The following is a 25,631-nucleotide window of genomic DNA, read 5'->3' as shown; positions in this document are numbered from 1 at the left end:
AGCCGTTTTTAGTACTTGGTGGCTACACAGGGACTTGAACCCCGGACCCCAGCATTATGAATGCTATGCTCTAACCAACTGAGCTATGTAGCCAAGTGGCGCGCATTATTCGCTTGGAACGGGAATGCGTCAAGCGTTTTTATTGAAAATTTTTCTACGCTTTCAACTGTTTAAGCAAAAACAGGCGATTGAGCGACGAGCGGCGGGGGAGAGGCGGGTCTTGCGGGGGGGCATCAAGTTGGGCAGATATCCCTGCCGCCCAACAGTGCCTATTGGCCTGGCTTACGGGTACAACGGGTTATGGGTGACGCGCTTGAGCTGTTCGCGTGCCCGCGACAGGCGTGAGCGCACGGTGCCAATGGGAATGTCCAACACGTCGGCAGTGTCCTGGTAGCTGCCGTCGGTCTCAAGGGATGCGTACAGTGTTTTGCGCATTTCCACCGGCAGGTCTTTCATGGCAATCAGGGTTTTTTCCAGTCGCCTGTTGATCTCGAACTCCCAATCCAGATTGTGGTTTTCCTCTTGGCCATGCCACAAGGCTTCGTCGAATTCGCAGTGCACCGGCTTGGCATACAGGCGCCGGAAGTGGTTGCGAATAAGGTTCTGCGCGATCCCGCACATCCACGTGCTGAGGGTCGCCTGGCCGCTAAAGCGTTCTCTGTTGCGCCAGGCTTCCAGGTAGGTCAGTTGCAGGATGTCATCAGCATCCTCAGGGTTGAGTACGCGTTTGTGGATAAATCGTCGGAGTTTTTTCTGATGGTCGTCCGTCAGGTGGAGCATGAATTGAGGCGAGCCGCCGACTAGGTGAGCTAAAGCACCAATTGGGATATCCATGATTTTTTCCTCAGGGTAGACGCGATCGAAATGGTGTCGACGCAAAGCCCTTTAGCACTGGTTATGCCAAGCAAAAAAATCATATAACTGTATGATTTATATAAATAAATATCTTGAAATCGATGGTTTTCGTGCAACGCCTTGCACAAAACGGCCTGAGGCTGTGCCGGCTTATTCAATACGCCAGGCAATGCTGATGTTTATGGAACCGAACCGGGGAGGTTTGCCACACAAGCACACACTTCCTGTCCGGCACGCCCATGAAAGTCGAATCCGTTTCCGATGTGCAAACGCTCCAAGGCCTGGATCAGCCTGCCGCTGGCAGCACGGCCCGTACTCAGGTGCCTGCGCCTGTGCAGCCAGGCGATGACCTTGCCAATCTTTTTAGCCAGGAAGTGGCGTTTAACAGCAAGGCTTTGAGCCAGCGCGCAATAGGCGCGCGGGTAACCCCGATGGAACAGCTGTCGCAGCTGTATGACCAGTTGGGTCATCCGGCCCAGGCGAGTCTGGCGGCGATTGCTCGCCGTGTGCGCATGCAGTTGTTGCAGCAACCCAGCGTCGACAAATTGTTGGAACTCACCGGGAATGATCCGGCACGCACGTTTGTGGTGCTGCGCCAGGTGACGGCCCAGGCCGAAGCTGAAGTACGCAAGACCGAAGCGGCACTGGCGCGTGATGCCCTGGCCAAGCTTGAGGTGCGCTACAAGCGGGAAATCCAGGCAGGCCTGAACATCGCCATGGCGTTGCAGGCCGCCACGGGCGACCCGCAAGAGCGTCAGGCGGTGCGGGCGCTTTACTACGCCAGCGTGGTGGTGCGCCAATCCCTGGCGACCATGATGCAGTCACTGCTGGGCGTGTACGGCGGCGAGCAGTTCGCCGCCGGGCTCAACCTGATGCGCCGGGCCCTGGCAGACGATATCGCGGCGCAGACTTCATCGATTCCTTGCGCCCAGTTGCGCACGCTGCTGCTGGGGCTGCAAAGCTGCGGGCAGTTGGGCAGTGTGTTGAGCAACTGCGGGCTGTTGATCCAACGTCTCAAGGTTGAGCACGATGCAGTGGTACTGCTCCAGCGTTTGCTAGGGTACGCGGGGGGCGGCATCGCGTGTGCCGAGGTCCAGCGGCTGGCGGCGGACTTGACCGGCGCATCGTCCCCGGGCCAATTGACCACGCTGAACGGGATTTACCCGATGCTCAAGGGCTTGCCCTTGGCGTTGTGGCGCGACAGCCGGGGGCGTCAGGAGGGCTTGCATAACGTCCTGTTGGTGATGGATGAACTCACCCGCCAGGAGAAACTGCTCCAGCGCCCAGGTGCTGCGCCGAGGGCCAAGGCGTGACCGCGCTGGCGAGCATCAACCGCGTGCTGCTCAAGATAGCGCAGCGTGCCGAGGTGTTGGGCGCGGTGGTGGTCATGGCCATCGTGTTTATCTTTATCGTGCCGCTGCCGACCTGGTTGGTGGACATCCTGATCGCGCTCAACATCTGTATCTCCTGCCTGTTGATCGTGTTGGCGTTGTACCTGCCCGGGCCATTGGCGTTCTCGTCGTTTCCGTCGATCCTGTTGCTGACCACCATGTTCCGCCTGGCGTTGTCGATTGCCACCACACGCCTGATCCTGTTGGAGCAGGACGCCGGTGACATTGTCGAGGCCTTTGGTAACTTCGTGGTAGGCGGCAACCTGGCGGTGGGCCTGGTGATCTTCATGATCCTCACCATCGTCAACTTCCTGGTGATCACCAAAGGTTCGGAAAGGGTCGCCGAAGTGGCCGCGCGTTTCAGTCTGGACGCCATGCCCGGCAAGCAGATGTCTATCGACAGCGACTTGCGCGCCGGCCTTATCGACGGCGTGCAGGCACGGGACAAACGTGAGCAGTTGTCACGCGAGAGTCAGCTGTTCGGCGCCATGGATGGGGCGATGAAGTTCGTCAAGGGCGATGCGATTGCGGGCCTGGTGATCGTGGTGATCAACCTGCTGGGTGGTTTCTCTACCGGAATGTTCCAGCATGGCATGAGCGCTGGCGACTCCATGGCGCTGTACTCGGTATTGACCATCGGTGACGGCCTGATCGCGCAAATCCCGGCGCTGCTGATCTCCTTGACCGCCGGTATGATCATCACCCGTGTCGCCCCGGATGGGCGCCGGGGCGTGACCAATATGGGCGCTGAAATCGCCCGGCAAATGACCAGCGAGCCCAAGAGTTGGATGATCGCCTCGGTGGGCATGTTGGCGTTTGCCGCACTGCCGGGAATGCCGACTGTGGTGTTTATTCTCATTGCATTGGTCACCGGTGGCCTGGGCTATTACCTGGCACAGGAACGTAAAAGGCAAGACCGGCCCGACGCGGCTGACAACGACGCTGCAGCGGCGCACGACAATGGGGATGAAGACCTGCGCGCCTTCGATCCTTCGCGCCCGTACTTGCTGCAGTTTCCCTCTCGGTTGCAGGGCAGCAGCCTCGCCACAGAATTGATGCAGCGTATTCGCCAGGCCCGCAATGGGCTGGTGGCCGACCTGGGGCTAACCCTTCCGCCGTTTGAAGTCGAGTTCTTGCCAGCGCTTGAGGACGATGAACTGTGCTTCTGTGTCCATGAAATACCTGTGCTCAGGGCGACCATAGGGCCCTGGGTCGCGGTAGAGCAAACTGCCCTGGCAGCGCCAGTGGAGTCAGGCACAAAGGGGTTGGTATCGCGTGAAGAGGATATGTGGATGTGGCTGGCGCCGGATCATCCTGTGCTCGATGACGAGCAGGTGGAGCGCTTCACGGCACAGGCGTTGCTGCTTGAGCGCATGAGCCGGGCGATGATGCTCAGCGGCCCGCAGTTTTTGGGGGTGCAGGAGAGCAAGTCGATCCTCAGTTGGCTGGAAACCAGCCAGCCCGAGTTGGTGCAGGAGATACAGCGCATCATGCCGCTGTCGCGCTTCTCGGCGGTGCTGCAACGCCTGGCGAGTGAGGGCGTGCCGCTACGTGCTGTGCGCCTGATCGTCGAATCGCTAGTGGAGTACGGCCAGCACGAGCGCGAGCCCGAAGCACTGGCCGACTATGCGCGCATCGCCCTCAAGGCGCATATCTTTCACCAGCACAGCGAAGCCGATGGCCTGCATGCCTGGCTGCTATCGCCCCAGACCGAAAACATCCTGCGCGAGGCCCTGCGCCAGACTCAGACCGGAGTGTTCTTCGCCCTCGACAACGACAGCAGCGCAGTGCTGATCAGCCTGCTCAAGCAAGCCTTCCCGCTACGCGCCAAAGGCAAGCGCGTGTTGCTTGTAGCACAAGACCTACGCAGCCCCCTGCGAACCCTTTTGCTCGAAGAGTTCAACCATGTGCCGGTACTGTCTTTTGCCGAACTGGGCAGTGCCTCCAAGGTGAAAGTGTTGGGGCGTTTTGACTTGGACGGGGACGGCCAGTTGCATGAGGCGGTGGCATGAGTACTGGTTACATGTTTGTAGCAGTGAGGGGCGGTGATGTTTGAATTACGCGTGCTCAACGGCTCGCAACAAGGCGCTGCGTTGCCGCTGTTCGGTGAGCAATGGTGTATCGGCGCCAGCCCTGAGGCGGACTTGGTGCTCCACGACCCCGCCATTGAACTACGCCATGTGTGGGTACGCCGGACGGCGGACCGATGGTGTGTGCAGGCCGAGGCGGGGCTGGTGCAGGACAACACTGGCCAGGTGGTGGCGCAGATTGCCGACCTGACTGTGGACCTGTCGTTTTCTATCAGCGGTATTCGATTGTGCGTGTCCCTAACGGATCAGCCTTGGCCCGCAGAGCCTGAATCGGTGCCACTGCAGACGCTTGTTGATTCGTCGCCGTCCCTGCCGTTGAGCACGATGCCCAAGCCCACTCAAAAGCGCTGGATGGGCGGGCTGCTGGTGGTCGCCGTTCTGGTCACGGTGGTAGGCATGATGAACGCTGGAGACAGCCAGCCCCAGGCCTCGCTGATGCAGGCCGCTGCGCAAAAAAACGCGCTGGTCACGGTGCCTGAAGTGCGCCAGCAATTGCTCAGGATGCTCAACGAGCGAGACCTGGCGCAACGGGTCACGTTACAGGCGGTCAATGGGCAGGTCTCACTCCATGGCGACGTGTCCCAGGAGCAAATGGCCTTGCTGTCGCGCATGCTCACCCGCTTTACCGAGCAGTTCGACAGCGCGGTGCCGGTCATGAGCCGGGTGCGCGAGGGTGGCAGCCAGCCACCGTTCAAGATCACACAGATCGTCGGTGGCCCGAATGGACATGTCGTCCTGGAAAGCGGCCAGCGCCTGTTTCTTGGAGACGAGGTGGATGGCTTGCGTCTGGTTTCCATCGACAATGGCCGTTTGGTATTCGACGGCCGACAACGCTTTGAGGTGCGCTGGTGATCCAGGATCAGCAAGCTCGTCTCGACGCCTGGCGGTTGCGTCAGGCCAGCCAATTAGCCAGCTTTGCTCCGGTGTCCGTGCGCGGTCGTATCCAGCGCGTCAACGGTATGTTGCTGCAATGCCGGCTGCCCCAGGCGCGTATCGGTGACCTGTGCAAAGTGGATAAACCCGGCGGCGACAGCATGCTCGCTGAGATCATCGGCTTCGACCACCAGGACGCGGTACTTAGTGCACTGGGCAACCTTGAAGGGGTGCAGGTGGGCGCTAGCGTGCAGCGCTTGGGCGTGCCTCATCGCGTTCGGGTTGGAGATGACTTGCTGGGGCAGGTGCTTGATGGGTTTGGGCGGCCGATTGCGGGTGATGGGCTTGGCGCATTTGTCGAAGGCGATACGGAGCAAGCAACCCCCGTGCTGTGCGAGGCCCCTCTTCCCACCGAGCGTCCGCGTATTCACCAAGCGCTGGCCACGGGCGTGCGTTCGATCGATGGCCTGCTGACCTTGGGCGAAGGCCAGCGCGTCGGCCTGTTTGCCGGTGCCGGTTGCGGCAAGACCACTTTGCTGGCCGAGATCGCCCGTAACGTTGAGTGCGATGTGATTGTGTTCGGCCTGATCGGCGAGCGTGGGCGCGAACTACGCGAGTTTCTAGACCATGAACTGGATGACCAACTGCGCGCCAAGGCGGTGCTGGTGTGTGCGACATCCGATCGCTCTAGTATGGAGCGTGCGCGGGCTGCGTTTACCGCCACGGCCCTTGCCGAGGGGTTTCGGCGCAAGGGCCAGCGGGTGTTGCTGCTGATCGATTCCCTCACCCGCTTTGCGCGGGCCCAGCGTGAAATCGGCCTGGCCGCCGGTGAACCACTGGGCCGGGGAGGGTTGCCGCCGTCGGTCTATAGCTTGCTGCCGCGTCTGGTAGAGCGCGCCGGCCTGACCCGCGAAGGGGTAATCACGGCAATCTACACCGTGTTGATCGAACAAGACTCCATGAGCGACCCGGTAGCCGATGAAGTGCGCTCGCTGCTCGACGGCCACATCGTGCTGTCGCGCAAGCTGGCTGAGCGTGGGCACTACCCGGCGGTGGACGTGCTGGCCAGCCTCTCGCGGATCCTCAGCAATGTGGCGCAGCCTGAGCACATACAAGGCGGCACTGCGCTGCGACGGTTGTTGTCGGCGTACCAGCAGATAGAGCTGATGCTCAAGCTGGGGGAATACCAGGCTGGCAACGATGCCCTCACGGATAGGGCGGTGGAGAGCCGTCAGGCGGTGGACAGTTTCCTGCGCCAGGATTTGCGCGAGCCCTCGCCATTGGCCAGTACCCTTGAACAACTGACGGAGCTGACGGCGTATGTCCCTTTCTGAACTCGAGACCCTGCGCCGCCTGCGCAGGCACCGTGCCGACCGCGCCGAGCGCATGTTGCGTGAGGCCAAGCGACACCAGCAAACACTGCTGGTGCGCATCGAACACGCCGAAGCCGCGTTGGTAGATACGCGTCAACAGCAGGCCCTGCAAAGCGCGCAATTGTTGAGCGAGCACCAAGGGCACGTCGTTTCCCGAGAGGCGCTCAAATCCTGGGCCGCTAAGGAGCAGAGCCTGTCGGCTGAGACCCGTCGTGAAGAGGGCCATATACACACACTGCACGAGCAGAAGGCGGCACAGGTGATCGAAGTGCAGCAGGCGCAACAGCAGGCCAGCCAGTGCCTGCGCCAAGTGGAAAAACTCCAGGAACTTTCAACCCTGCTGAAGCAGGAGCCAACGTGACTCAGGTACCGTCCGGTAAGCTCGAGCGCCCGCCGCGTGAGGAACGCGAGTCGATACCGGGAGCTGTGTTGCCGTGGGAGCAAGGGCGATTTTTTTCACAGCTGTTTGCCGGTGAAGGGGGGGGGGAGGGCTTCGGCCAATCCTTGACCGCGTCGAAGGCGCGCACCGACCTGGCATTGTTCGAGACCTTTGCCGAGCAGTTAGTGCCACGCCTGAACGCCGCCAGCCAGTGGCCCTTGCAAGCCGCGTTTTTCCTGCCCCGCCTGGGCCGGATCGATGTCAGTGCACGGCGTGAGCAACGTGCCTGGCACCTTGAATTAGATGCGCAGGACGAGCGCACGAGGTTGTGGCTGGTTGGCGTGAAACAGTGCTGCCAGCACCGCTTGAGCATCGACCTGGGGCTGCCGGTGCATCTGTCGCTGGCGACAGCGGGCAGCCGATGAGGATTTCACCCCTGACATTGCCCGTGGTCGATAGCGCTACCGTAGCGGCCTTGCGTCGGTTGGGGCGTGGTTTGCGCATGCCTTTCCAAGTCGCCGACCAGCACGGCGAACTGATCATGGAGCCAGGGCCTGCGCCCATCCGGCATTGCGCCTTTGGCTTTGAAACTGCGGTTGGTGTGCTGGCGTTCGGGGATGCAGGACCTGTGCTCAGCCTGCTCGGCGATTGCCCGGTCACGTTGGCTGCGCAGGGCAATGATCCTGATGCCTGGTTCTGGGCGTTGTTCCACCATCAACTCAGCCCGCAAGTGCAGTCACTGCTTGGTTTCCTGCGATTGCAGACGGGCGCGCGTCCCACTGGGTTCAGTTGTCGACTGACCGTCACGTTGGGGGCATCGCGGGTGGTCGATTGCCTGACGTTGGCCCCGGATACGTTTCTGGCCCTGTGCGATGCCAGGACTTGGCACCCCATGGCGCAAACGCTGCCCCCTTCGGTATCCCTCTCGCTACCACTGCTGCTGGGCCGTTCGCAACTGCCCATCGGCGAGGTCAGCAGCATACGGCCGGGTGACGTGTTGATGTTGAAACACCCGATGTTCAGTGCCAGCGGCGAGGGGCGCTTGTGCCTGGGGCGCCATCGTCTGCAAGGACGCCTGGATAATGACCACGGGACCTTGCGGTTTAGCCTTTTTTCTATCGAGGACATATGTGTGGATGAAGTATTGGCAGGCCAGGACCCAGGCTACGATTGGACCGAATCCACCGCCGCCGCAGATCAGGCCCCGGTGGATGTATTCGGGCATGAGCCGTTTGACGAACTGGCGATGGGCTTGAGTGTGCGCTGCGGCACGCTGCAACTGACCCTGGGCGAGTTGCGTCAGTTGGCTCCCGGTGCGGTCGTAGGCGTGTCGGGGTATGCGCCGGGAATGGCGGGGCTGTATTACGGCGAGCGCCCCATCGGCCACGGCAAGCTGGTGGATGTGGATGGCCGCTTGGGCTTGCAACTGGATCGGGTGATTTTTTCTTGATGAATCTCCAGGGGGTCGACCCCGTTCTGCTGGCACTGTTTCTGGGTGCCGTATCGTTGACGCCGATGTTGCTGATTGTGTGTACCGCGTTCTTGAAGATCGTCATTGTGCTGATGATTACGCGCAACGCCCTCGGCGTGCAGCAGGTCCCGCCGAGCATGGCCATCAATGGCATTGCCCTGGCCGCCACGCTGTTCATCATGGCGCCGGTGGGGTACGAGATCGCACAGGTCGTCAAGGACACCCCGGTGGACGTGAGCAGCGTGCAGGCGTTCCAGGACACCAGTAGCCACGCCATCCAGCCGTTGCGGGTCTTTATGACGCGCAATACCGACCCGGACATCCTTACTCACCTGGTGGAAAACAGCGTACGGCTGTGGCCGCCGGAAATGGCCCAGGCCACCCACCGCGACGACTTGGTCCTGCTGATTCCTGCCTATGTACTGTCGCAGTTGCAGTCGGGGTTCGAGATCGGCTTTCTGATCTACATTCCGTTTATCGTCATCGACCTGATTGTCTCCAACCTGCTGTTGGCGCTGGGGATGCAGATGGTCTCGCCGATGACCATTTCACTGCCCCTCAAGCTGTTGTTGTTCGTGCTGGTCTCCGGTTGGTCGCGATTGCTCGACAGCCTGTTCCTGTCCTACCTCTGAGGCGTTTATGGACCCGATCATGCTGTTCAAGCAGGGCATGTTGCTGGTGGTCGTGCTGTCGGCGCCGCCGCTGATTGTCGCGGTGATCGTCGGCGTACTGACATCCCTGGTACAGGCGTTGATGCAGATCCAGGACCAGACCCTGCCCTTCGGCATCAAGCTGGTGGCGGTGGGCATCACCCTCCTGATGACAGGCCGTTGGATCGGCGTGGAATTGATCCAGTTGATCAACCTGACCTTCGACATGATCGCGCGCTCGGCATTGAACTGAGGTAAGCCCTTTGCAGGAATATTTGGAGTATTTGCCCAGCCTGGTGATCGGCATGGCACGTATCTATCCCTGTGCGATTCTGGTGCCAGCGTTCTGTTTTCAACATATTCGCGGGTTGCCCCGACACGTGATTGTGGCTGTCATGGCGTTGATGCCGACACCGGCTATTCACGCGGCTTTGCAAGGCCAGGATCATTCAGCCGCGATGATCGCCGGGTTGGTATTGAAAGAGACGGCGCTAGGCATTCTGCTGGGCGTTTTGTTGGCCATGCCGTTCTGGTTATTCGAGTCGGTAGGCGCTTTGCTGGACAATCAGCGCGGCGCGTTGACGGGGGGGCAGATCAACCCTTCCCTCGGGCCGGACGCAACGCCCATCGGGCATATGTTCAAGCAGTTGGCGATTTTTTTGCTGATGGTCACCTTAGGCCTGGGCGTGCTGACCCAAGTGATCTGGGACAGTTACCTGATCTGGCCCGCCACGGTCTGGCTGCCCTTGCCTGGCGCCGATGGCTTCGCCGTGTTCCTGGGGCTGATGGGCGATACCTTCACCCATATGATGCTGTACGCGGCACCCTTTATCGCGGTGTTGCTGTTGCTGGAGTTCGGCGTGGCGCTGCTGAGCCTGTACAGCCCGCAGCTGCAGGTGTCGTCGCTGGCAATGCCGGTCAAATGCCTGGCGGGGGTGGCGTTTTTGCTGCTGTATTTGCCGTTGTTGCAAGACTTGATCGTCGGACGCATGAGCTTGCTGGCCGACCTCAAACACGTCCTTGGCGTGATGTTCCAAGGAGCACAATCGTGAGTGACTCCGGAGAGAAAAAACACCCCGCCTCGGCCAAGAAACTGCGTGACCAACGCAAGAAGGGCCAGGTTGCCCAGAGCCAGGACGTCGGCAAATTACTGGTGCTGACCGCTGTGAGCGAAATTGCGTTGTTCACTGCAGAACCCAGCATGCTACGTTTTCAGCAATTGCTGACGCTGCCATTAAGCCGCATCGGCCAGCCGTTTTTACACACCTTGGAGGAGGTGCTGTTGGAAGGCCTGCTGGTGTTTTTCTCCTTTGCGTTGTTGATGGCCGGGGTGGCGATTGCCGTTAAATTGATCAGCAGTTGGATGCAGTTCGGGCTGCTGTTTGCGCCGGAAACCCTGAAGCCTGATTTCAATCGCCTCAACCCGCTGAAACAGGCCAAGCAGATGTTATCCGGCCAGTCCCTGATGAACCTGTTGATGGGCTTGGCCAAGGCAGTACTGCTGAGCCTGATCCTGTACGTGGTGATTGGTCCGGAACTGGGTGTGCTGATCAACCTGGCCAGCAGCGATCTGCAGAGCTACATCCAGGCCTTGATTGCGTTGTTTCGCCACTTGCTGCATGTGTGCCTGGGATTGCTGCTGGTTTTGGCGCTGATAGACCTGGGGCTGCAAAAGTACTTCTTTGCCAAGCGTATGCGTATGACGCAGGTCGAGGTGGTCAAAGAGTACAAGGACATGGAGGGCGACCCGCACGTCAAGGGCCAGCGCCGCCAATTGGCGTACGAGATGGCGAATGAGGAACCCAAGGTCAAGCTGCCCAAGCTGGAAGAGGCTGACATGCTGGTGGTCAACCCGACGCACTTTGCGGTCGCCTTGTACTACCGCCCCGGCAAGACCCCCTTGCCGCTATTGGTGGAAAAAGGCACCGATGCCCAGGCCCGCACGCTGATCGACCGTGCCAAGGCAGCGGATGTCCCGGTGATCCAGTGTGTGTGGTTGGCGCGTACGTTGTACAAGCAAAAACTGGGCGCGAACATTCCTCGCGATACGCTGCAGGCGGTGGCCTTTATCTACCGCACCTTGCGCGAGCTGGACGATGAAGCCAAGCGTGAAACCCTGGAGATGCCGGAGCTTGATCAACGTTGATCAGGAGCGATCCAGTGCATCAAGCCCGGCCAGTGACAGCAGGCGGCTGAGGATTTTCTCCGGTGGCATGCCGACCGCCTCGACGCTGTGCCACAGTACCAAGGCGTCCTCGTGGTTGGAAAACACGAAGCACCTCTCGTACATCAGCGGCTGTTCAAAGCGCCGCTCCAGCACCTGTTGCGTTTGCCTGGCCTGCAGCGCCTCGCGGCTGATCTGCAGCGCCAGGCCGAGCTGCGTGCCTGCTTTGAGTGTGCGCAGATCAATGCCTTTGGACAGGGGCAGGTGAGTGGTCGCACCACCCACCAGGTCGTTCAGGTTTGAGCTCATCGTTCCAGTGAGATGGTCTGGTGATCCGAGCGCTCACCCGAGGGGCCGGGTTGGGTGCGCATGTGCTCGGGCCACCAGATCACCATCTTGTCAGCGCTTGATTGCGGGCGTGAACAGGAGTCGCCCCGGCAAGTGGATGTACAGCCGGCCACAACCAGCAGTAGGCTCGTCAACGTGAGGCTCGACAGTAAACGGATCATTCTGGTTTTTTCCCTGTGGGTGCGATCAAGGAGGGGCGCGAGACGCCGATGTGTTCGTCCTTTACTACCGGTCGCATGGCGATCAGCACTTCCGCTTCTTCACCTGGCTTGAGCCAGGCCCGTGGCCAGGCGGTGACCGCCAGTGTCTGTGAGTTGCTGCACTCTTTTTCGTCGATACGTACATGGCGGTTGTGCTGGTTGCGCAGCACCACGACCGCCACGTTGAACTGCGGACCGGTGTACCACTGGCTGCGCTCGGTGTTGAGGGCGAGCAGGTCGCGGGTTGAACAGAGGGTGTTCAGGCCCAAGGGCATAGGTGTCGCCTTGAAGGCTGTGGGCACTTGCCCGCTGACCAGCGTGGCCAGCGCATGGATCAAGTCGTTGCGCTTGATCTCGGGGGCGTGAGGAGACTGGCGTCGGGCCAGGGGTTTGAGGGCTGCTTGCAGTTCCACCTGGTCTGCCTGGGGCAAGTAGCGAGACGGGTCGGCCTGGTCGCCGATAACGCGGGGGGTCAGGATGAACAAGCGCTCACGGCGGTTATTCTTGCGCTCAGTGGACGAAAACAGTGCCTTGCCCAATAGTGGGATATCACCCAGCAGAGGGATTTTGTTGAGGGTGTCCGCGTTTTCCGTGACATGAAAACCGCCCACGACCAGGGAGCGTTTTTCCGCCATCACCGCTTGGGTGCTGACCGAGCCCTTGCGCACATCGGGTCCGGTGCGGTTAGGGTTGGATTCGTCGAAATTGCCGTCCTCGATATCAATTGCCAGGTGGATTTGATGGCTGCCACGTGAGGTGATCACCCGTGGAACCACCTGGAAACTGGTGCCGACGGTGATCGGCAAAATGGTTGCGACCTCGGTGCCGGCGGTGAGGTATTGCGTACGGTTGAAGTCAATCACCGCTGGTTGGTTCTCCAGGGTCAATACCGTGGGGTTGGAGACCAGCGTTGCCAGACCACGGCGTTCCAGTGCGCGCACATTGGCAAAGAAACCGTCACGGTTGGCGATCGACAATTGCGATGAAGTCCCCGGTGAAATGTTATTCACGCCGCCCCGGAAGTTACCGTTCTGGAAGCCCCAGTTCACCCCGAATTCGCGCAATTGCGTGCGCTCGATATCCAGAATGATGGCGTCGATTTCCACCAGCTTGCGTGCCACGTCGAGTTGAGTGATCAGGTCGCGGTACATGCCGTGGCGCTCTGGCAAGTCATAGATCATCACCGCGTTGTTGCGCACATCGGCCTCAACCCGGATTCGACCGTTAGATACGGGCGCGCGGGGTGTCAGCGACATCCCGCTGTTGGGCGCTACTTGGCTGCTCGGTGGGGCAAGCATCTGGCCCAGCAAGGGGTTGCCCAGCCGGGGAAAACCATGGGCCATGGGCGAAACCACCGCGGGGCCAGATGACGGAGCCTGGGTGGCTTGTGCGGTGGCCGAGCGAGGCTCAAGTAACCCGCGCAGCATGCTGACAACCCCAGGGATCAGCATTTTTTCACCCCGATAATCGATTTGGCGATCGGCCGCGTTCGCGAATTTCAGCGGGTAGGTCAGTACGCTTTGCTTTTCGTCAGCCGAGCGCCGCTGGCTGCTGAACTGCTTGATCTGTTCGATGTAGCGCTTGGGGCCGGAGACCAGCACCACGCCATCCTCGGGCAGTTCACCCCAGCCGAAGCGGCTGTCGAGCAGGCCGATGTCGGTGAGCGCCTGCTTGAGGTCGGCCACGGTTTCACTCGACACTTCCAGACGTGCGGATTCTTGCTGGTCGAAGGCGCTGATGTACAGCGTGTTGTTGTACAGGTACCACTGGAAGCGATGTTCCATGCCCAGGCGATCAAGCAGCGACTGGGGGGTGTTTGCGCGGATCTTGCCATTGACGTTGCCGTCGAGCAGGCCTTCGATCTGCAACTGGGTGCCGAAGGTCTTGGCAAAGTCATCGAGGACTTCCCTCAGCGGCTTATGCTCGGCTTCATAGGCGTAAGCGGTGTTTTTCCAGTCGGCAGGAATAGCCGCGTGACTGTCATGCAGCGTTAGCAGCAGCAAGGGCAGGGCGATCAGGCTGTGCCAGTGGGCACGCTTGGTAATAACGACTGGCGAGCTTGAGGGCAAACCAGTGGGTTTTTGAGGCTGGTTATACATGGCAGGTTCTCGGTTTCAGTGCAGCGGCTTGCGTAACGGATAAGCCTGGTACTTGCGCCCCGGCCTCGCCTGGCGCGCAACGATGCAGCGCCAGGTGTCACGCTGGTTGAGAAGTGCTTCCAGGGCGCTCAGCAGATAATCCTGGCTGCATGCCCGTGGCAGGTTTTGCACCAGCCAGAGGTGGCCGCTGGCAGGACAAAGGGCCAAGGCCCCTTTGAAATGCGCCAAGCTGGCTTGCCCCAGGCGCACCCAGGCCTGCAATGGGTAGCCTTGCAGGCCTGGGTGTGTCAGTTGCACACGCAGCAGCACATGATGCTCGTGGCAATGCAGGCTTAATTCGTCACCCTGTTCACACAGCAAGGCCTGCTCTTGGCGACCATTGAGGCAGTCACCCAGCAGTTGGAGCCAACGGCTAGGCGCTGTTTGTGAGGGCAAATTTCACGGTCTCTTGCAGGAAGGTCTGGTAGGACGAGCTCAGTGCCATATCGGAAACGAGGCTGGATTTTGTCTCTATCATCTGCTGGAAGAGCATCGCGCGCTCGTCGCTGTCTTGCGCGTCTTGAGCAAGAGCGCTGATGTCATCGAAGCGCTTTTCGGCGAGTGCCATCTGCCGGTAGAGTTTTGGAAGTATGCGGTCGTCGCCAATCATCGGTTGTCTCCACTAGGTTGCTACCTCATGTGTGGCCGCTGATGTGTAACGGGTTCCATCGGCTGACGCATTTGTTAAACATGTGGGTTCATGGCGGGCGGCGAGGCGGGTATCAGTTGGTTCAGTGCGTCGTTCCAGTTGATATGAAACGCGCCGTCGTCTGTCTCCAGCATCAGTGATTGGGCAGCGACCTCGCTTTCAGCTCGAAGCGCCCAAGGTACTTCCCCCAGGCGCGCGAGCCAGTGCTCGACTGCTTCACGGTCCACTGGATGGCACAGCAGGGTTGCCTGGACGGGAGGCAGCTGAGCGCTCAGCAGCTGGTTGAGCAGTGCCGTGATGCGTTGGATAGGCGGTACCTCATCCAGGAAGCTTCGAAGGGTTGTGTTGATCACTGAGGTGGCGATCTGTTCCAGGTTGTCGTGCATCGCTTGGCGCTCCGACTCCCAACGCTGCAGTTGGCTGTTGGCACGCTGCCAAAATTGGTAGCCAGCGTTTTCCAGCACTTGTTTGCACTGGTTTTCGGCTTGGCATATGAGTGCCTGGGCCTGCGCCCTGGCCTGTTCGAGCAACTGATTGGCTTGGGTGTAGTCGGCCAGCATTTCCCGGGGGATCAGGGCTGTCGGCGGGTTGGCGGTGACGGTATGCAGCTCGATTTTACGGGTGCAAAACATGCGGGGTTTCTCACTCGAGCACAGGGGCATTGGCGGGGTGGGATGTTGCACGCCAGAGTGCGGCTTGCCACAAGGTGTCCAGACGGCCATGGGGGTGGAGCAGTCTGGGGTGCCGTTCCAGTTCCAGTACCCGATGGTAGGCAAAACTCAATCGTAACCGCTGCCAGGTAGCGGGTGAGACCCATGCGCGCAGGCAGTGCAGTGGGTCGTCGATGTTCATCGGCACCGGGTCGGGTGCCAGTGCCTTGGCCAGGCGCTGGCACCAGAGTTGCTGTTCCTCGTTCAAGCGGCTGTCGCGGCTGGGATTACATACTTCCTTGACCAGCAGTAGAGCGAGGCCGCGTTCTTGGGAGCCGCTGAGCACCAGTTGCAGCACGGGTGCCGATGGCTGAGGAGGCAGCCCAGGCACGATTTCAAAGAGGCGACTGACTTGTTGATGATGGCTGCGCGAGAGCGTTGCGTTTTCTACAAAACCCTTGTGCTTACACCAGTCGTGGTGGGCGCTTTTCCAGGGCGACACCCACCAGCGCACCCACGTGAGTTCTTTACTCATTGCTGTGTGCGATTGCCGGTTGTGCCTGCTGAGTGTTCGTGGCCCTGCGCCGCCAGAACAACCATCCGGCGCCCCCCAGCACGAGCACGATCAAGGGCGTTATGAGGCTTGCGCGCCAGAATCCAAGGTCTTGCCCGGGTACCAGGAAGGGCCCGAGATAGGTGAGTTGCTGCTGCTCCTGATAGGCCGTTGCCGGCACAAAAACCACGGTCAGTTTTTGCGTGTTTTCTATGGCAGAGGCCATGCCGGGAATACTGCTGGCCACCATCCTGCGTACGCGGGGTTGAATGTTGTCAGGGTCCAGTCGCGGATCATGCTTGATGAACACGGACGCGGACGCGGGCTGTACCGGCTCGCCAGGCGCCACCCGTTCAGGCAGGACCACGTGCACCCGTGCAACGATCACCCCGTCGATGTTCGACAAGGTGGCTTCCAGTTCTTGGGACAGTGCATAGATGTAGCGTGCACGCTCTTCCAGCGGTGTGGAAATCACCCCTTCCTTGCGGAAGATATCGCCCAACGTCGAACGGGCCACCTTGGGCAGGCCAACGGCCTCCAGCGTGCGAACCGCCCGACTGATGTCATTGGCCCGCACGCGTACAACCACACCGTCCTTTGCCGGAATCTTCTGGGCACGGATCTGTTTGTCAGCCAGTTCGGCGATGACCTCATTGGCTTCCTGCTCCGACAGTTGTCGATGGAGTTCTACACTCTCACTGCAGCCGGCCAGTATTAATGTCGATAGATACAAGAGTGCAATGCATAGATAGCGGTGCATGCGGCTATCCCATGGTGGAGATTTTATCGACGCCTTTGACCAGCGAACCGAGCATCTTGACCCGTGCCACCACATCGAGATTCGCTGCAGCCAGAGACTCGGGCAGCGCATGGGCGTCCTTGGTCTGTTTGTTCAGTAGGGTGTCGCGCATCCCTCTTTTTACGCGTTTGTATGCAACGTTTGCATCAGGCGCGCCGATGGCCAATGGATTGGCGGTTGTGGACGGCTGGGGGGGCTTGCCGTGCTGTCCGATCGGGTTCAGTTGCGCGTTGAAAAAGTTGATGTCGGAAGCCCCATTGATCGCAGCAGGCGTTTCGCCCTGGGAGGCAATGCTCCCGGTTTCCGGGAACTCAGCTTCGGAGATGTACATATGAAATTCCCTCGAATCGGCCGATGGTCAAGCGGTGGTAAAAGTAACGACCTCCTCGGCCTTTGGCTGAGGAGGTCGATGGTACTTAAGCGTACCTTAGCGATTTCACGCGGCCGGCCTTCGCCGTAGTGAGTTCCTGTTCGGCAGTCTTTGCTGCTTCTTCAACAAGTTTCTTTTCTTTGTTGGCGTTAATTTGGTCAAGCTGGGCTTGGGCAGACGCGCTGTTCGCGCCTGCGCCGACGGAAGGTATAGAGGACATAGAGCCACCTTTGTGTATGTTTTGATTGGACTGCTGACATCATGTGTTTAATGCCCGCAGCGTGTTGAGCCACCGCCAATATGCTCATTTTCTGCGTGGTGAATGATGTGTGCGGCGTTCCAATGTTATATGAGGGGTTTGTTTTTAGATGTTTCGTCAGTCGATAAAAAGTCAGGTATTTAATGTTTTAACTTGCCGGCTGCTCGCTTGATTTGAATCGCATGATATGTCCAGTTGTTTGATTCGATAGTAAAGCGTGCGCTTGGCGACGCCCAGTTCTGCTGCAGCACTGTCGACGTTATGTTCATGACGGTGCAGTGATTCTTCGATCAATGCTTTCTCGACTTGTTGCAGTCGCGTTTTCAAGTTTGTTTCTGCATGGGGCGAGTGACTCATGGGCAGTGGTGGTAGGCCCAATACGAAGCGCTTTGCAGCTGAGCGAAGCTCGCGGACATTGCCAAGCCAGCGGTGGCAGAGCAGTTGCTGAAGCAGAGCGCCTGCGGGGGGCGGCGCCGGGCATTTAAACGCGTCGGCCTCTTGTTTAATCATGTCGAGAAACAGCGGAATGATGCGCTCTCGCCGCTCTCGCAAAGGGGGAAGGTGGATGTTAATGACACTAAGGCGAAAGTACAGGTCACGGCGGAAGGCACCTCGCTCCACCATGTCCTGCAAGGAGTGCTGGGCAGACGCAATGACGCGCATGTCCACCTGGATAAACCGCGTCGAGCCCAGGCGCTCAATCCCGCGGCACTCCAGTACCCGCAGTAGCTTGGCTTGCAGCGTCAGAGGCATGCTGTCGATTTCATCTAGGTACAAAGTGCCCAAGTGAGCGGCCTCGACAAACCCCGCGCGCGATTGCATTGCACCGGTATAGGCGCCGCTGTTGACGCCGAACAACTGGCTTTCGGCAAGGGTTTCCGGGATGGCGGCACAGTTGACTGCGACGAAGTTTCCCTTGCGTCCAGATAAACCATGTATGCGTTGCGCCAGGGTGTCCTTGCCCGTACCCGTTTCTCCCAGTAGCAGCACATCAATGTTGAGGGGGGCGGCATTGCTGACAGTGGACTCGATGGCAGGACAGTCGATAAAAGATGTATCGCTAACCGTCTGATCTTGGTTAAGGGCCGACATATTGCTATTGCTCCAATGCTGTTGCCACTTCATGGAGGTGAAGTCGGAGTCAGTAGACCGGAAACTAGCGAAGTTGTCACTGGGATTGCGGGCAGGGCTGATGATTAGTGGTTTTTAATAAGTAACTGAACAAGAAGTGCAAGCCGTAGTTGCGTGTAGATGCTTTGCGTGACGTAAGGTAAATCTTAAAGATTAAGGGAATAGTTTGACTGGGTAGGCAGCTAGTTGAAAAATATTCGTTTGGGGCGGTGTTAATAGTGTGTGCATGTATGTGGGTACGTTAAAGTAACGAGCACAAAAAAGCCGATGCAAGGCATCGGCTTTTTACTAAAAGCAGTAACGTTTAAACGTTGAAACGGAAGTGCATCACATCGCCATCTTTAACGATGTATTCCTTACCTTCCAAGCGCCATTTACCTGCTTCCTTGGCACCGGCTTCACCCTTGAACTGGATGAAGTCGTTGTAGGCAATCACTTCGGCGCGGATAAAACCTTTTTCGAAGTCGGTGTGGATCACACCAGCAGCCTGTGGCGCGGTGGCGCCGACCTTGACGGTCCATGCACGTACTTCTTCGACACCGGCGGTGAAGTAAGTCTGCAGGTTGAGCATTTCGTAGCCAGCACGGATCACACGGTTCAAGCCAGGCTCTTCCAGACCCAGGGCCTCAAGGAACATGTCTTTTTCTTCGCCATCATCCAGCTCGGCGATTTCCGCTTCGATCTTGTTGCACACCGGAACCACGATCGCGCCTTCTTCGTCGGCGATGGCTTTGACCACGTCCAGCAGCGGGTTGTTCTCGAAGCCGTCTTCAGCCACGTTGGCGATGTACATCACAGGCTTGGTGGTCAGCAGGTGGAAGCCCTTGATCACGGCCTTCTCGTCAGCGCCCATGTTCTTCATCAGGCTGCGTGCGGGCTTGCCTTCGGTGAAGTGAGCGATCAATTGCTCCAGCAGGCCTTTCTGAACCACTGCATCCTTGTCGCCGCCCTTGGCGTTACGCGCGACTTTCTGCAATTGCTTTTCGCAGCTGTCGAGGTCGGCGAAGATCAGTTCCAGGTCGATGATCTCGATGTCGCGTTTCGGGTCGACGCTGTTGGAGACGTGAATCACGTTCTCGTCTTCAAAGCAGCGGACCACGTGAGCGATGGCATCGGTTTCACGGATGTTGGCCAAAAACTTGTTACCCAGGCCTTCACCTTTCGATGCGCCGGCAACTAGGCCCGCGATGTCGACGAATTCCATGGTGGTCGGCAGGATGCGCTTTGGATTGACGATGGCCGCCAGGGCGTCCAGGCGTGGGTCCGGCATCGGCACGATACCGCTGTTGGGTTCGATGGTGCAGAAGGGGAAGTTCTCCGCCGCAATACCGGACTTGGTCAGGGCGTTGAACAGGGTGGATTTGCCGACGTTGGGCAGGCCGACGATGCCGCAATTGAATCCCATGGTGTTTCCCCTCGGTAAGAGTCAGGCCTTCTGGCTGTGCAGGTTTTTCATCGCGCGGTTCCATTCACCGGCGAAGATATCCGGCAGCACGCCGAGGGCAAAATCGATGCTGGCATCGAGTTTTTCCTGTTCGGCGCGTGGCGCACGACCCAGGACGAAATTTGAAACCATACTGGCAACGCCTGGGTGGCCAATGCCGAGCCGCAGACGGTAGAAATTATTCTGATTACCCAGCTGCGCGATGATGTCGCGCAACCCGTTGTGCCCGCCGTGTCCGCCGCCCAGCTTGAGCTTGGCAACGCCGGGTGGCAGGTCCAGTTCGTCATGGGCCACCAGGATTTCTTCGGGTTTGATCCGGAAGAACCCCGCAAGCGCCGCGACAGCTTGGCCGCTACGGTTCATGTAGGTGGTGGGAATCAGCAGACGAACATCCTGACCCTGGTGCGAGAAGCGCCCGGTCAGGCCAAAATATTTGCGATCGGCCACAAGGTTTACACCTTGCGCGTGGGCGATACGCTCAACAAAAAGGGCCCCCGCGTTATGCCGGGTCTGTTCGTATTCGGCGCCTGGATTTCCCAGGCCAACGATCAGTTTAATGGCAGTCACGACAGGGGCCCTTCCTTTGGAGTTGTGGATAACATCGCCGAACCTTGGTGCGGCGAAAGTGGACAACACTACATCATTTACTCAAGAGTAAACGCCGCGTTATCGCCCGCTTTCTCGCTACGTTTCGGTCCGCGATGTTTCCTCAAGCTCCGGCAATACAGAGTGAATTACTCTGCAGCGCCTTCTTCAGCTTCTGGTGCAACGCGTGGAGCGTGTACGTTTGCAACAGCTTTGTCATCACCGTGAGCCAGTGCAACAAACTCAACGCCTTTAGGGGCTTTGAGGTCGGACAGGTGGATGATGGCGCCGATTTCAGCGGCCGACAGGTCGACTTCGATGAACTCAGGCAGGTCTTTCGGCAGGCAGGAAACTTCGATTTCAGAAGTAACGTGCGAGATTTCGCCGCCTTTCTTGATCGGGGCAGCTTCGCCTACGAAGTGAACTGGAACGATAGCGGTCAGTTTCTGACCAGCAACAACGCGTACAAAGTCAGCGTGCAGCACGTGGCCTTTAGCCGGGTGACGTTGCAGAGCTTTGATGATTACGTTTTGCTTGGTGCCACCAACGTTCAGTTCGATAACGTGGCTGTAAGCCGCATCGTTTTCGAGCAGTTTGGCGATTTCTTTGGCCAGCATGCTGATGGATTCAGGGGCTTTGTCGCCACCGTAAACTACAGCTGGAACCAGGCTTGCGAGACGACGCAGGCGGCGGCTCGCACCTTTCCCCAGGTCGGAACGCGCTTCAGCATTCAGAGTAAAATCGTTCATGTTGTATCTCCAAAATAACCACATTCGCCCCAGCGTTTGCGACCAGCGCTAAAGGCGATATGGGCAAAAAAGCCCCGCCCCAACAGAATGCTGGGGCGGGGCGCTTTTCGTCAGTGAGGTGTACCGAAGGTTTGACCCTTAGCGGAACATCGCGCTGATCGATTCTTCATTGCTGATGCGGCGAACCGCCTCGGCAACTACCGGTGCGATATCCAGTTGACGGATACGCGAACAGGCTTGAGCTGCTGCGGACAACGGGATGGTGTTAGTCACCACCAGTTCGTCCAGCATGGAGTTCTCGATGTTCTCGATCGCTCGGCCCGACAGCACAGGGTGTGTGCAGTAGGCGAAGACTTTTGCTGCACCGTGCTCTTTCAAGGCTTTTGCCGCGTGGCACAGGGTGCCGGCGGTGTCGACCATGTCATCAACCAGAATACAGGTACGCCCTTCGACATCACCGATGATATGCATCACTTCAGAGTGATTGGCTTTCTCGCGGCGTTTGTCGATGATCCCGAGGTCCACGCCCAAGGATTTGGCAACAGCCCGTGCACGCACGACGCCACCAATGTCCGGGGACACGATCATCAGGTTTTCAAAGCGCTGGTCTTCGATGTCATCCACCAATACTGGCGAACCGTAGATGTTATCTACCGGAATATCGAAGAACCCCTGGATTTGGTCAGCGTGCAGGTCAACCGTGAGAACACGGTCGATGCCTACCACGGTCAGCATGTCAGCGACGACTTTCGCGCTGATAGCCACACGTGCGGAACGCGGACGGCGATCCTGACGGGCATAACCAAAGTAAGGGATTACAGCTGTGATTCGAGTCGCTGAGGAGCGGCGGAAGGCATCAGCCATCACGACGAGTTCCATCAGGTTATCGTTGGTCGGAGCGCAAGTCGGCTGAATAATGAAGACGTCTTTACCGCGGACGTTTTCATTGATCTCGGCTGTAATTTCACCGTCGGAGAACTTACCGACAGAGATGTCACCGAGAGGGATATGCAGCTGACGTACGACACGCCGAGCCAGATCGGGGTTAGCATTCCCCGTAAAGACCATCATCTTGGACACGCGCAGTACCTAGAGGCTGAGGGTAACCTGGATGAGTATAGAAAATGGCAGGGGCGGCTGGATTCGAACCAACGCATGGCAGGATCAAAACCTGCTGCCTTACCGCTTGGCGACGCCCCTGTATCTGTTGCAACGAGTGCCTAACACTCGGTTCCTTTTAGAGCAGACTTTGCAGCTTGCGATGCAACATCGAAACGTTGCTTCCCTTTGCTACAAACCCTGTAAGGGTCTCTGTAAGAAGGGCCGAGACTTTATCAGCTTCAGCTTTGCTTGGGAAGCCCCCAAACACACAACTTCCAGTTCCGGTTAATTTTGCTTCGGTAAATTTACCTAACAAATTCAAAGCGTTACGTACCTCTGGATAACGCCTTGCTACAACCGGTAAGCAGTCATTTCGACTGTTTCCCTTGGGAACGGGGCGCACTTTAATGGGATCAGAGTTACGTGTCAACAACGGATCTGAAAAAATTTCTGCTGTACTTACAGATACTTGCGGCACAAGCACGAGATACCAAGGCTCCTCGGGCTCTACAGGGGTCAGTTTTTCCCCGACACCCTCAGCAAATGCGGCGTGTCCACGCACGAAAACCGGGACGTCGGCGCCCAGTGTAAGGCCCAGCGCAGCCAGACGATCAGGGTCCCAACCCAGCTGCCACAAGTGATTCAGACCCAGCAGTGTGGTGGCCGCATTCGAACTGCCGCCGCCGATGCCGCCGCCCATGGGCAAGATTTTGTCGATCCATATGTCGATGCCGAGGACGCTCCCGGATTGTTCCTGGAGTTTTCTCGCCGCCTTCACGATCAGGTTGCTGTCGTGGGGCACACCTTCGAATTCAGTGTGCAGCTTGATCACGCCATCGTCGCGTACGGCGAAGGTCAGCTCATCGCCGTAATCAAGAAATTGAAACAGTGTCTGCAACTCGTGGTAGCCGTCTTCACGGCGACCCAGAATGTGCAGCATCAAATTGAGTTTGGCGGGGGAGGGCAGGGTCAAGCGTTCCACGGTCACGTTATTGCCCCAACTTGCGCGGTTGCCAGTCCTTGATCACCAGCGTGACGTCAAGGTCAGTGCCGTGCAGTTTGATGCGCTCAGGCAGCCAATATCCGCTTTGCTGGACGTAGCTCAAATACTCTACCTGCCAACCATCCTGTTCGAGGGTGGCCAGGCGGCTGTCTCCATTAAGGCCCAGACGGCTCTTGCTGTCGGGCGCTGGCAAGCCGCGCACCCACCACACCAGGTGGGACACCGGCAGCTTCCAGCCAATTTGTTCTTCCAGCAGCGATTCGGGCGACGTCGCCTCGTAGCGGCCCTGGTTGGCCACTTCGAGGCTTACTTGCCCCGGTCGGCCGGTCAGGCGCGCCGCACCACGGCCCAGCGGGCCCGACAGGCGAATGTCGTAGTAGTCCTGGCGTTGCAGCCAGAACAAGGTGCCGCTGCCGGAATCTTTTGGCGCGCGAACCCCTACCTTGCCTTCGATCTGCCAGCCGTCGATGCTGCTGAGCTGGTCTTTGTGCTGTTTCCATTGCGCCGGGTTGCCCTGGCCTTCAACGGATTCACGGCTGCCGATGCCCGCACAACCGGCGAGCAGGGCGATGAGACTGAACACTACAACATGGCGCAAGAACATAAGCTTAAAGGGTCTCGGATCCGGTCAGGCGCTTGATGGTGCCGCGCAGGATGGGGCTTTCGGGTTGTTCCTTGAGGAATTTTTCCCAGATTTGTCGCGCTTCGCGCTGCTTGCCGTTGGCCCACAGTACTTCGCCCAGGTGGGCCGCGACTTCCTGGTCGGGGAAGCGTTCCAGGGCCTGGCGCAGCAAGCGTTCGGCTTCGTCCAGGTTGCCCAGGCGGTAATTCACCCAGCCCAGGCTGTCGAGCACGGCCGGGTCTTCCGGGTTGAGCTTGTGGGCTTGCTCGATCAATACCTTGGCTTCGTCGTAGCGCGTGGTGCGGTCCGACAGGGTGTAGCCCAGGGCATTGAGGGCCATGGCGTTGTCCGGGTCGCGCTTGATGATCAGGCGCAGGTCTTTTTCCATCTGCGCCAGGTCATTGCGTTTTTCGGCCTGCATGGCGCGGGTGTACAGCAGGTTCAAATCGTCGGGGAATTGCAACAAGGCTTGTTGCAGCAATTTCCAGGCGCGCTCACCTTGTTTGTTGGCCGACAACGTCTCGGCCTGGATCAGGTACAGCTGGATCGCATAGTCCGGTTCGGCATCCCGCGCTGCCGCCAGGCGTTTTTCCGCCTCGTCGGTGCGGCCGTTGCTCATCAGGATATCGGCCTGGCGCAATTGTGCTGGTAGGTAGTCGTTGCCGGGGCCGACCTGGGCGTATTCAAGCAAGGCGGCCTGCGGGTCGTTTTTCTCTTCAGCAATACGGCCCAGGTTCAGGTGTGCGGAATCCACATGGCTTTCGCGCTCGATCAATTCTTCCAGGTAACCCTTGGCCTCGTCCCAGGCCTTGGCTTCCAGGCACACCAGCGCCAAGGAGTAACGCAGTTCGTCGTCGTCTGGGTATTGCTGGACCAGGTTGGCGAACTGCACTTTGGCGTCCTCCATGCGGTCCTGTTCCACCAGCATGCGCGCGTAAGTCAGGCGCAGGCGTTTGTCGTCCGGGTACTTCTTGATGCTTTTTTCCAGCAGCGGAATCGCTTCCTTGCCGCGATTGAGATTTTGCAGCAGTCGTGCGCGCAGCAGAATCGGGGCGATTTCGCCTTCTTCCGGCGGATTTTGCTCAAGCAGCTTGAGTGCGGCGTCGGCTTCATCATCTTGTTGCAGCAGCAACGCCTTGCCGAAAATCAGCTGGCTGTTCTTCGGATGCTTTTGCAGCAGGCGGTCGAAACTCTTCATCAGGCCGTTGCGCGTGTCCTGGTCGGTGTCGGCAGCCGACAGCGCGAGGAAGTCGAAATGGGTGTCGCCCTTGCCCTGCAGGACTTTCTCCATATAGACCATGGAGTCGTCATAGCGCCCGGCGCGGGCCAGTTGAATGGCGGCTGCGCGTTGCGCTTCCAGGTCGTCCGGTGCGTTTTTCGCCCAGATCAACGAGGTGTCCAGCGCTGCTTGGTCGGCCCCCAGGTACTCGGCGATGCGAAACGCCCGCTCCGAGATCCCCGGATCCTGTGTGTTGATGGCCTGGGTCACGTAGTTATCCAGGGCAATATCGAAACGATTGCGCTGGCCAGCCAGCTCCGCGCTCAGCAGGCTGAACACCGTATCTTCACTGAACGAGGAATAAACCTTGGGTTTTTCAGGGGCGGGAGTGGTGTCTTCCACCGGCGGCGTACCGTCCGGCGACACGGGGGCCATAGCCTGGCAGCCGCTGAGGAAAACAAGAGTTAGGAGCAACGCGGAAGATCTATTCATATAGGAAGAGGACGACTAACCTGCGGTCGGATCATCATGACACAAGCCTTCGGCCAAACATAACCGAGTCTCA

The 25,631-nt window shown here is 58.9% G+C and carries 30 protein-coding genes and 2 tRNA genes; 11 read left to right on the top strand and 21 right to left on the bottom strand.

The annotated features are described in order from the left end of the window. Positions 1 to 16: 16 nt before the first annotated feature. Positions 17 to 93, bottom strand: a tRNA-Met gene (locus ACLD1Y_RS18255). Between the two features lie 189 nt (positions 94 to 282). Further along, positions 283 to 834, bottom strand: a complete 552-nt coding sequence (locus ACLD1Y_RS18250; protein WP_429479239.1) for an RNA polymerase sigma factor — start codon at positions 832 to 834, stop codon at positions 283 to 285. A gap of 260 nt (positions 835 to 1,094) precedes the next feature. Between ACLD1Y_RS18250 and sctW the strand changes: the two genes are divergently transcribed. The 11 genes from sctW to sctU are packed head-to-tail and all read left to right on the top strand — an operon-like array spanning position 1,095 to position 11,228. Beyond that, entirely contained in the window at positions 1,095 to 2,168 is a 1,074-nt protein-coding gene (gene sctW, locus ACLD1Y_RS18245; protein WP_429479238.1) for a type III secretion system gatekeeper subunit SctW, read from the top strand. Continuing rightward, positions 2,165 to 4,258 (top strand): type III secretion system export apparatus subunit SctV, encoded by a 2,094-nt coding sequence (gene sctV, locus ACLD1Y_RS18240; protein WP_429479237.1) that lies wholly within the window; start codon positions 2,165 to 2,167, stop codon positions 4,256 to 4,258. Before sctW ends, sctV begins: the two co-directional genes overlap by 4 nt. A 36-nt stretch (positions 4,259 to 4,294) precedes the next feature. After that, complete coding sequence (locus ACLD1Y_RS18235; RefSeq protein WP_429479236.1) at positions 4,295 to 5,188, top strand: FHA domain-containing protein; 894 nt, start codon at positions 4,295 to 4,297, stop codon at positions 5,186 to 5,188. After that, a complete protein-coding gene (locus tag ACLD1Y_RS18230) occupies positions 5,185 to 6,543 on the top strand; it encodes a FliI/YscN family ATPase (RefSeq protein WP_429479235.1) in 1,359 nt (452 codons plus the stop codon). The genes ACLD1Y_RS18235 and ACLD1Y_RS18230 overlap by 4 nt, the downstream gene beginning before the upstream one ends. Further along, a complete protein-coding gene (locus ACLD1Y_RS18225) occupies positions 6,530 to 6,943 on the top strand; it encodes a type III secretion system stalk subunit SctO (protein ID WP_429479234.1) in 414 nt (137 codons plus the stop codon). The genes ACLD1Y_RS18230 and ACLD1Y_RS18225 overlap by 14 nt, the downstream gene beginning before the upstream one ends. Further along, positions 6,940 to 7,386 (top strand): type III secretion system HrpP C-terminal domain-containing protein, encoded by a 447-nt coding sequence (locus ACLD1Y_RS18220; RefSeq protein WP_429479233.1) that lies wholly within the window; start codon positions 6,940 to 6,942, stop codon positions 7,384 to 7,386. The genes ACLD1Y_RS18225 and ACLD1Y_RS18220 overlap by 4 nt, the downstream gene beginning before the upstream one ends. Then, positions 7,383 to 8,411: a FliM/FliN family flagellar motor switch protein gene (locus ACLD1Y_RS18215; protein WP_429479232.1), complete on the top strand. Its 1,029-nt coding sequence runs from the start codon at positions 7,383 to 7,385 to the stop codon at positions 8,409 to 8,411. The genes ACLD1Y_RS18220 and ACLD1Y_RS18215 overlap by 4 nt, the downstream gene beginning before the upstream one ends. Beyond that, positions 8,411 to 9,064 (top strand): type III secretion system export apparatus subunit SctR, encoded by a 654-nt coding sequence (gene sctR / locus ACLD1Y_RS18210; protein ID WP_429479278.1) that lies wholly within the window; start codon positions 8,411 to 8,413, stop codon positions 9,062 to 9,064. Before ACLD1Y_RS18215 ends, sctR begins: the two co-directional genes overlap by 1 nt. A 7-nt stretch (positions 9,065 to 9,071) precedes the next feature. Beyond that, complete coding sequence (gene sctS, locus ACLD1Y_RS18205) at positions 9,072 to 9,335, top strand: type III secretion system export apparatus subunit SctS (RefSeq protein WP_429479231.1); 264 nt, start codon at positions 9,072 to 9,074, stop codon at positions 9,333 to 9,335. A gap of 10 nt (positions 9,336 to 9,345) precedes the next feature. Further along, a complete protein-coding gene (gene sctT, locus ACLD1Y_RS18200) occupies positions 9,346 to 10,134 on the top strand; it encodes a type III secretion system export apparatus subunit SctT (RefSeq protein WP_429479230.1) in 789 nt (262 codons plus the stop codon). After that, positions 10,131 to 11,228, top strand: a complete 1,098-nt coding sequence (sctU, locus tag ACLD1Y_RS18195) for a type III secretion system export apparatus subunit SctU (RefSeq protein ID WP_429479229.1) — start codon at positions 10,131 to 10,133, stop codon at positions 11,226 to 11,228. The genes sctT and sctU overlap by 4 nt, the downstream gene beginning before the upstream one ends. Here the strand turns inward: sctU and ACLD1Y_RS18190 are convergent, their stop codons facing one another. The 19 genes from ACLD1Y_RS18190 to ACLD1Y_RS18100 all read right to left on the bottom strand — a co-directional run bounded on the left by ACLD1Y_RS18190 (position 11,229) and on the right by ACLD1Y_RS18100 (position 25,558). Further along, on the bottom strand, positions 11,229 to 11,555 hold the full coding sequence (locus tag ACLD1Y_RS18190) for a transcriptional regulator (RefSeq protein WP_429479228.1): 327 nt from the start codon (positions 11,553 to 11,555) through the stop codon (positions 11,229 to 11,231). It lies immediately after the preceding gene. Continuing rightward, a complete protein-coding gene (gene hrpT, locus ACLD1Y_RS18185) occupies positions 11,552 to 11,755 on the bottom strand; it encodes an HrpT family type III secretion system protein (RefSeq protein WP_429479227.1) in 204 nt (67 codons plus the stop codon). The genes ACLD1Y_RS18190 and hrpT overlap by 4 nt, the downstream gene beginning before the upstream one ends. Continuing rightward, the gene (gene sctC / locus ACLD1Y_RS18180) at positions 11,752 to 13,893 is read right to left on the bottom strand and encodes a type III secretion system outer membrane ring subunit SctC (protein ID WP_429479226.1); all 2,142 of its coding nucleotides are present in this window, start codon (positions 13,891 to 13,893) and stop codon (positions 11,752 to 11,754) included. Before sctC ends, hrpT begins: the two co-directional genes overlap by 4 nt. A gap of 15 nt (positions 13,894 to 13,908) precedes the next feature. After that, complete coding sequence (locus ACLD1Y_RS18175) at positions 13,909 to 14,328, bottom strand: type III secretion protein (RefSeq protein WP_429479225.1); 420 nt, start codon at positions 14,326 to 14,328, stop codon at positions 13,909 to 13,911. Further along, positions 14,306 to 14,542 carry a hypothetical protein gene (locus ACLD1Y_RS18170; protein ID WP_429479224.1) on the bottom strand — a complete coding sequence of 79 codons (237 nt, stop codon included), beginning with the start codon at positions 14,540 to 14,542 and terminating at the stop codon, positions 14,306 to 14,308. The genes ACLD1Y_RS18175 and ACLD1Y_RS18170 overlap by 23 nt, the downstream gene beginning before the upstream one ends. A 74-nt stretch (positions 14,543 to 14,616) precedes the next feature. After that, a complete protein-coding gene (sctL, locus tag ACLD1Y_RS18165; RefSeq protein WP_429479223.1) occupies positions 14,617 to 15,213 on the bottom strand; it encodes a type III secretion system stator protein SctL in 597 nt (198 codons plus the stop codon). Between the two features lie 10 nt (positions 15,214 to 15,223). Beyond that, positions 15,224 to 15,766, bottom strand: coding sequence for a type III secretion protein (locus ACLD1Y_RS18160; protein ID WP_429479222.1), 543 nt, complete (start codon positions 15,764 to 15,766; stop codon positions 15,224 to 15,226). Further along, entirely contained in the window at positions 15,759 to 16,544 is a 786-nt protein-coding gene (gene sctJ, locus ACLD1Y_RS18155; protein WP_429479221.1) for a type III secretion system inner membrane ring lipoprotein SctJ, read from the bottom strand. Before sctJ ends, ACLD1Y_RS18160 begins: the two co-directional genes overlap by 8 nt. Positions 16,545 to 16,548: 4 nt before the next feature. Then, positions 16,549 to 16,914 carry a hypothetical protein gene (locus tag ACLD1Y_RS18150; RefSeq protein ID WP_429479220.1) on the bottom strand — a complete coding sequence of 122 codons (366 nt, stop codon included), beginning with the start codon at positions 16,912 to 16,914 and terminating at the stop codon, positions 16,549 to 16,551. Between the two features lie 85 nt (positions 16,915 to 16,999). After that, positions 17,000 to 17,173: a hypothetical protein gene (locus ACLD1Y_RS18145; RefSeq protein WP_429479219.1), complete on the bottom strand. Its 174-nt coding sequence runs from the start codon at positions 17,171 to 17,173 to the stop codon at positions 17,000 to 17,002. A gap of 171 nt (positions 17,174 to 17,344) precedes the next feature. Continuing rightward, entirely contained in the window at positions 17,345 to 18,304 is a 960-nt protein-coding gene (locus ACLD1Y_RS18140) for a sigma 54-interacting transcriptional regulator (protein WP_429479277.1), read from the bottom strand. A gap of 343 nt (positions 18,305 to 18,647) precedes the next feature. Then, entirely contained in the window at positions 18,648 to 19,748 is a 1,101-nt protein-coding gene (gene ychF / locus ACLD1Y_RS18135; RefSeq protein WP_003171595.1) for a redox-regulated ATPase YchF, read from the bottom strand. Between the two features lie 21 nt (positions 19,749 to 19,769). Continuing rightward, positions 19,770 to 20,354, bottom strand: coding sequence for an aminoacyl-tRNA hydrolase (gene pth, locus ACLD1Y_RS18130; RefSeq protein ID WP_010213318.1), 585 nt, complete (start codon positions 20,352 to 20,354; stop codon positions 19,770 to 19,772). Between the two features lie 167 nt (positions 20,355 to 20,521). Beyond that, complete coding sequence (locus ACLD1Y_RS18125) at positions 20,522 to 21,121, bottom strand: 50S ribosomal protein L25/general stress protein Ctc (RefSeq protein ID WP_429479217.1); 600 nt, start codon at positions 21,119 to 21,121, stop codon at positions 20,522 to 20,524. A 138-nt stretch (positions 21,122 to 21,259) separates the two neighbouring features. After that, positions 21,260 to 22,201, bottom strand: coding sequence for a ribose-phosphate pyrophosphokinase (locus tag ACLD1Y_RS18120; protein WP_003208392.1), 942 nt, complete (start codon positions 22,199 to 22,201; stop codon positions 21,260 to 21,262). Positions 22,202 to 22,246: 45 nt separating this feature from the next. After that, a tRNA-Gln gene (locus tag ACLD1Y_RS18115) sits at positions 22,247 to 22,321 on the bottom strand. 37 nt (positions 22,322 to 22,358) lie between these two features. Further along, complete coding sequence (gene ispE, locus ACLD1Y_RS18110) at positions 22,359 to 23,162, bottom strand: 4-(cytidine 5'-diphospho)-2-C-methyl-D-erythritol kinase (protein WP_429479276.1); 804 nt, start codon at positions 23,160 to 23,162, stop codon at positions 22,359 to 22,361. 49 nt (positions 23,163 to 23,211) lie between these two features. After that, positions 23,212 to 23,829, bottom strand: coding sequence for a lipoprotein insertase outer membrane protein LolB (gene lolB, locus ACLD1Y_RS18105; RefSeq protein ID WP_429479216.1), 618 nt, complete (start codon positions 23,827 to 23,829; stop codon positions 23,212 to 23,214). 4 nt (positions 23,830 to 23,833) lie between these two features. Beyond that, entirely contained in the window at positions 23,834 to 25,558 is a 1,725-nt protein-coding gene (locus ACLD1Y_RS18100) for a tetratricopeptide repeat protein (protein WP_429479215.1), read from the bottom strand. Positions 25,559 to 25,631: the final 73 nt, after the last annotated feature.

It is taken from the genome of Pseudomonas sp. 18175, assembly GCF_050432925.1.
Lineage (GTDB): Bacteria > Pseudomonadota > Gammaproteobacteria > Pseudomonadales > Pseudomonadaceae > Aquipseudomonas.
Note: the sequence above shows the minus strand (reverse complement) of the source record. Positions and strands in the feature narration are given on the sequence as shown.

Bases quoted from the DNA above. Each gene is read 5' to 3' on its own strand.
- ispE (WP_429479276.1), bottom strand. From the start codon at position 23,162: ATGCTGCACATTCTGGGTCGCCGTGAAGACGGCTACCACGAGTTGCAG.
- ychF (WP_003171595.1), bottom strand. From the start codon at position 19,748: ATGGGATTCAATTGCGGCATCGTCGGCCTGCCCAACGTCGGCAAATCC.
- sctS (WP_429479231.1), top strand. From the start codon at position 9,072: ATGGACCCGATCATGCTGTTCAAGCAGGGCATGTTGCTGGTGGTCGTG.
- ACLD1Y_RS18190 (WP_429479228.1), bottom strand. From the start codon at position 11,555: ATGAGCTCAAACCTGAACGACCTGGTGGGTGGTGCGACCACTCACCTG.
- ACLD1Y_RS18215 (WP_429479232.1), top strand. From the start codon at position 7,383: ATGAGGATTTCACCCCTGACATTGCCCGTGGTCGATAGCGCTACCGTA.
- ACLD1Y_RS18170 (WP_429479224.1), bottom strand. From the start codon at position 14,542: ATGATTGGCGACGACCGCATACTTCCAAAACTCTACCGGCAGATGGCA.
- ACLD1Y_RS18140 (WP_429479277.1), bottom strand. From the start codon at position 18,304: ATGTCGGCCCTTAACCAAGATCAGACGGTTAGCGATACATCTTTTATC.
- sctC (WP_429479226.1), bottom strand. From the start codon at position 13,893: ATGTATAACCAGCCTCAAAAACCCACTGGTTTGCCCTCAAGCTCGCCA.
- ACLD1Y_RS18125 (WP_429479217.1), bottom strand. From the start codon at position 21,121: ATGAACGATTTTACTCTGAATGCTGAAGCGCGTTCCGACCTGGGGAAA.
- ACLD1Y_RS18235 (WP_429479236.1), top strand. From the start codon at position 4,295: ATGTTTGAATTACGCGTGCTCAACGGCTCGCAACAAGGCGCTGCGTTG.
- ACLD1Y_RS18145 (WP_429479219.1), bottom strand. From the start codon at position 17,173: ATGTCCTCTATACCTTCCGTCGGCGCAGGCGCGAACAGCGCGTCTGCC.
- ACLD1Y_RS18160 (WP_429479222.1), bottom strand. From the start codon at position 15,766: ATGAGTAAAGAACTCACGTGGGTGCGCTGGTGGGTGTCGCCCTGGAAA.
- sctR (WP_429479278.1), top strand. From the start codon at position 8,411: ATGAATCTCCAGGGGGTCGACCCCGTTCTGCTGGCACTGTTTCTGGGT.
- sctL (WP_429479223.1), bottom strand. From the start codon at position 15,213: ATGTTTTGCACCCGTAAAATCGAGCTGCATACCGTCACCGCCAACCCG.
- ACLD1Y_RS18150 (WP_429479220.1), bottom strand. From the start codon at position 16,914: ATGTACATCTCCGAAGCTGAGTTCCCGGAAACCGGGAGCATTGCCTCC.
- sctW (WP_429479238.1), top strand. From the start codon at position 1,095: ATGAAAGTCGAATCCGTTTCCGATGTGCAAACGCTCCAAGGCCTGGAT.
- hrpT (WP_429479227.1), bottom strand. From the start codon at position 11,755: ATGATCCGTTTACTGTCGAGCCTCACGTTGACGAGCCTACTGCTGGTT.
- sctJ (WP_429479221.1), bottom strand. From the start codon at position 16,544: ATGCACCGCTATCTATGCATTGCACTCTTGTATCTATCGACATTAATA.
- ACLD1Y_RS18250 (WP_429479239.1), bottom strand. From the start codon at position 834: ATGGATATCCCAATTGGTGCTTTAGCTCACCTAGTCGGCGGCTCGCCT.
- lolB (WP_429479216.1), bottom strand. From the start codon at position 23,829: ATGTTCTTGCGCCATGTTGTAGTGTTCAGTCTCATCGCCCTGCTCGCC.
- ACLD1Y_RS18225 (WP_429479234.1), top strand. From the start codon at position 6,530: ATGTCCCTTTCTGAACTCGAGACCCTGCGCCGCCTGCGCAGGCACCGT.
- ACLD1Y_RS18100 (WP_429479215.1), bottom strand. From the start codon at position 25,558: ATGAATAGATCTTCCGCGTTGCTCCTAACTCTTGTTTTCCTCAGCGGC.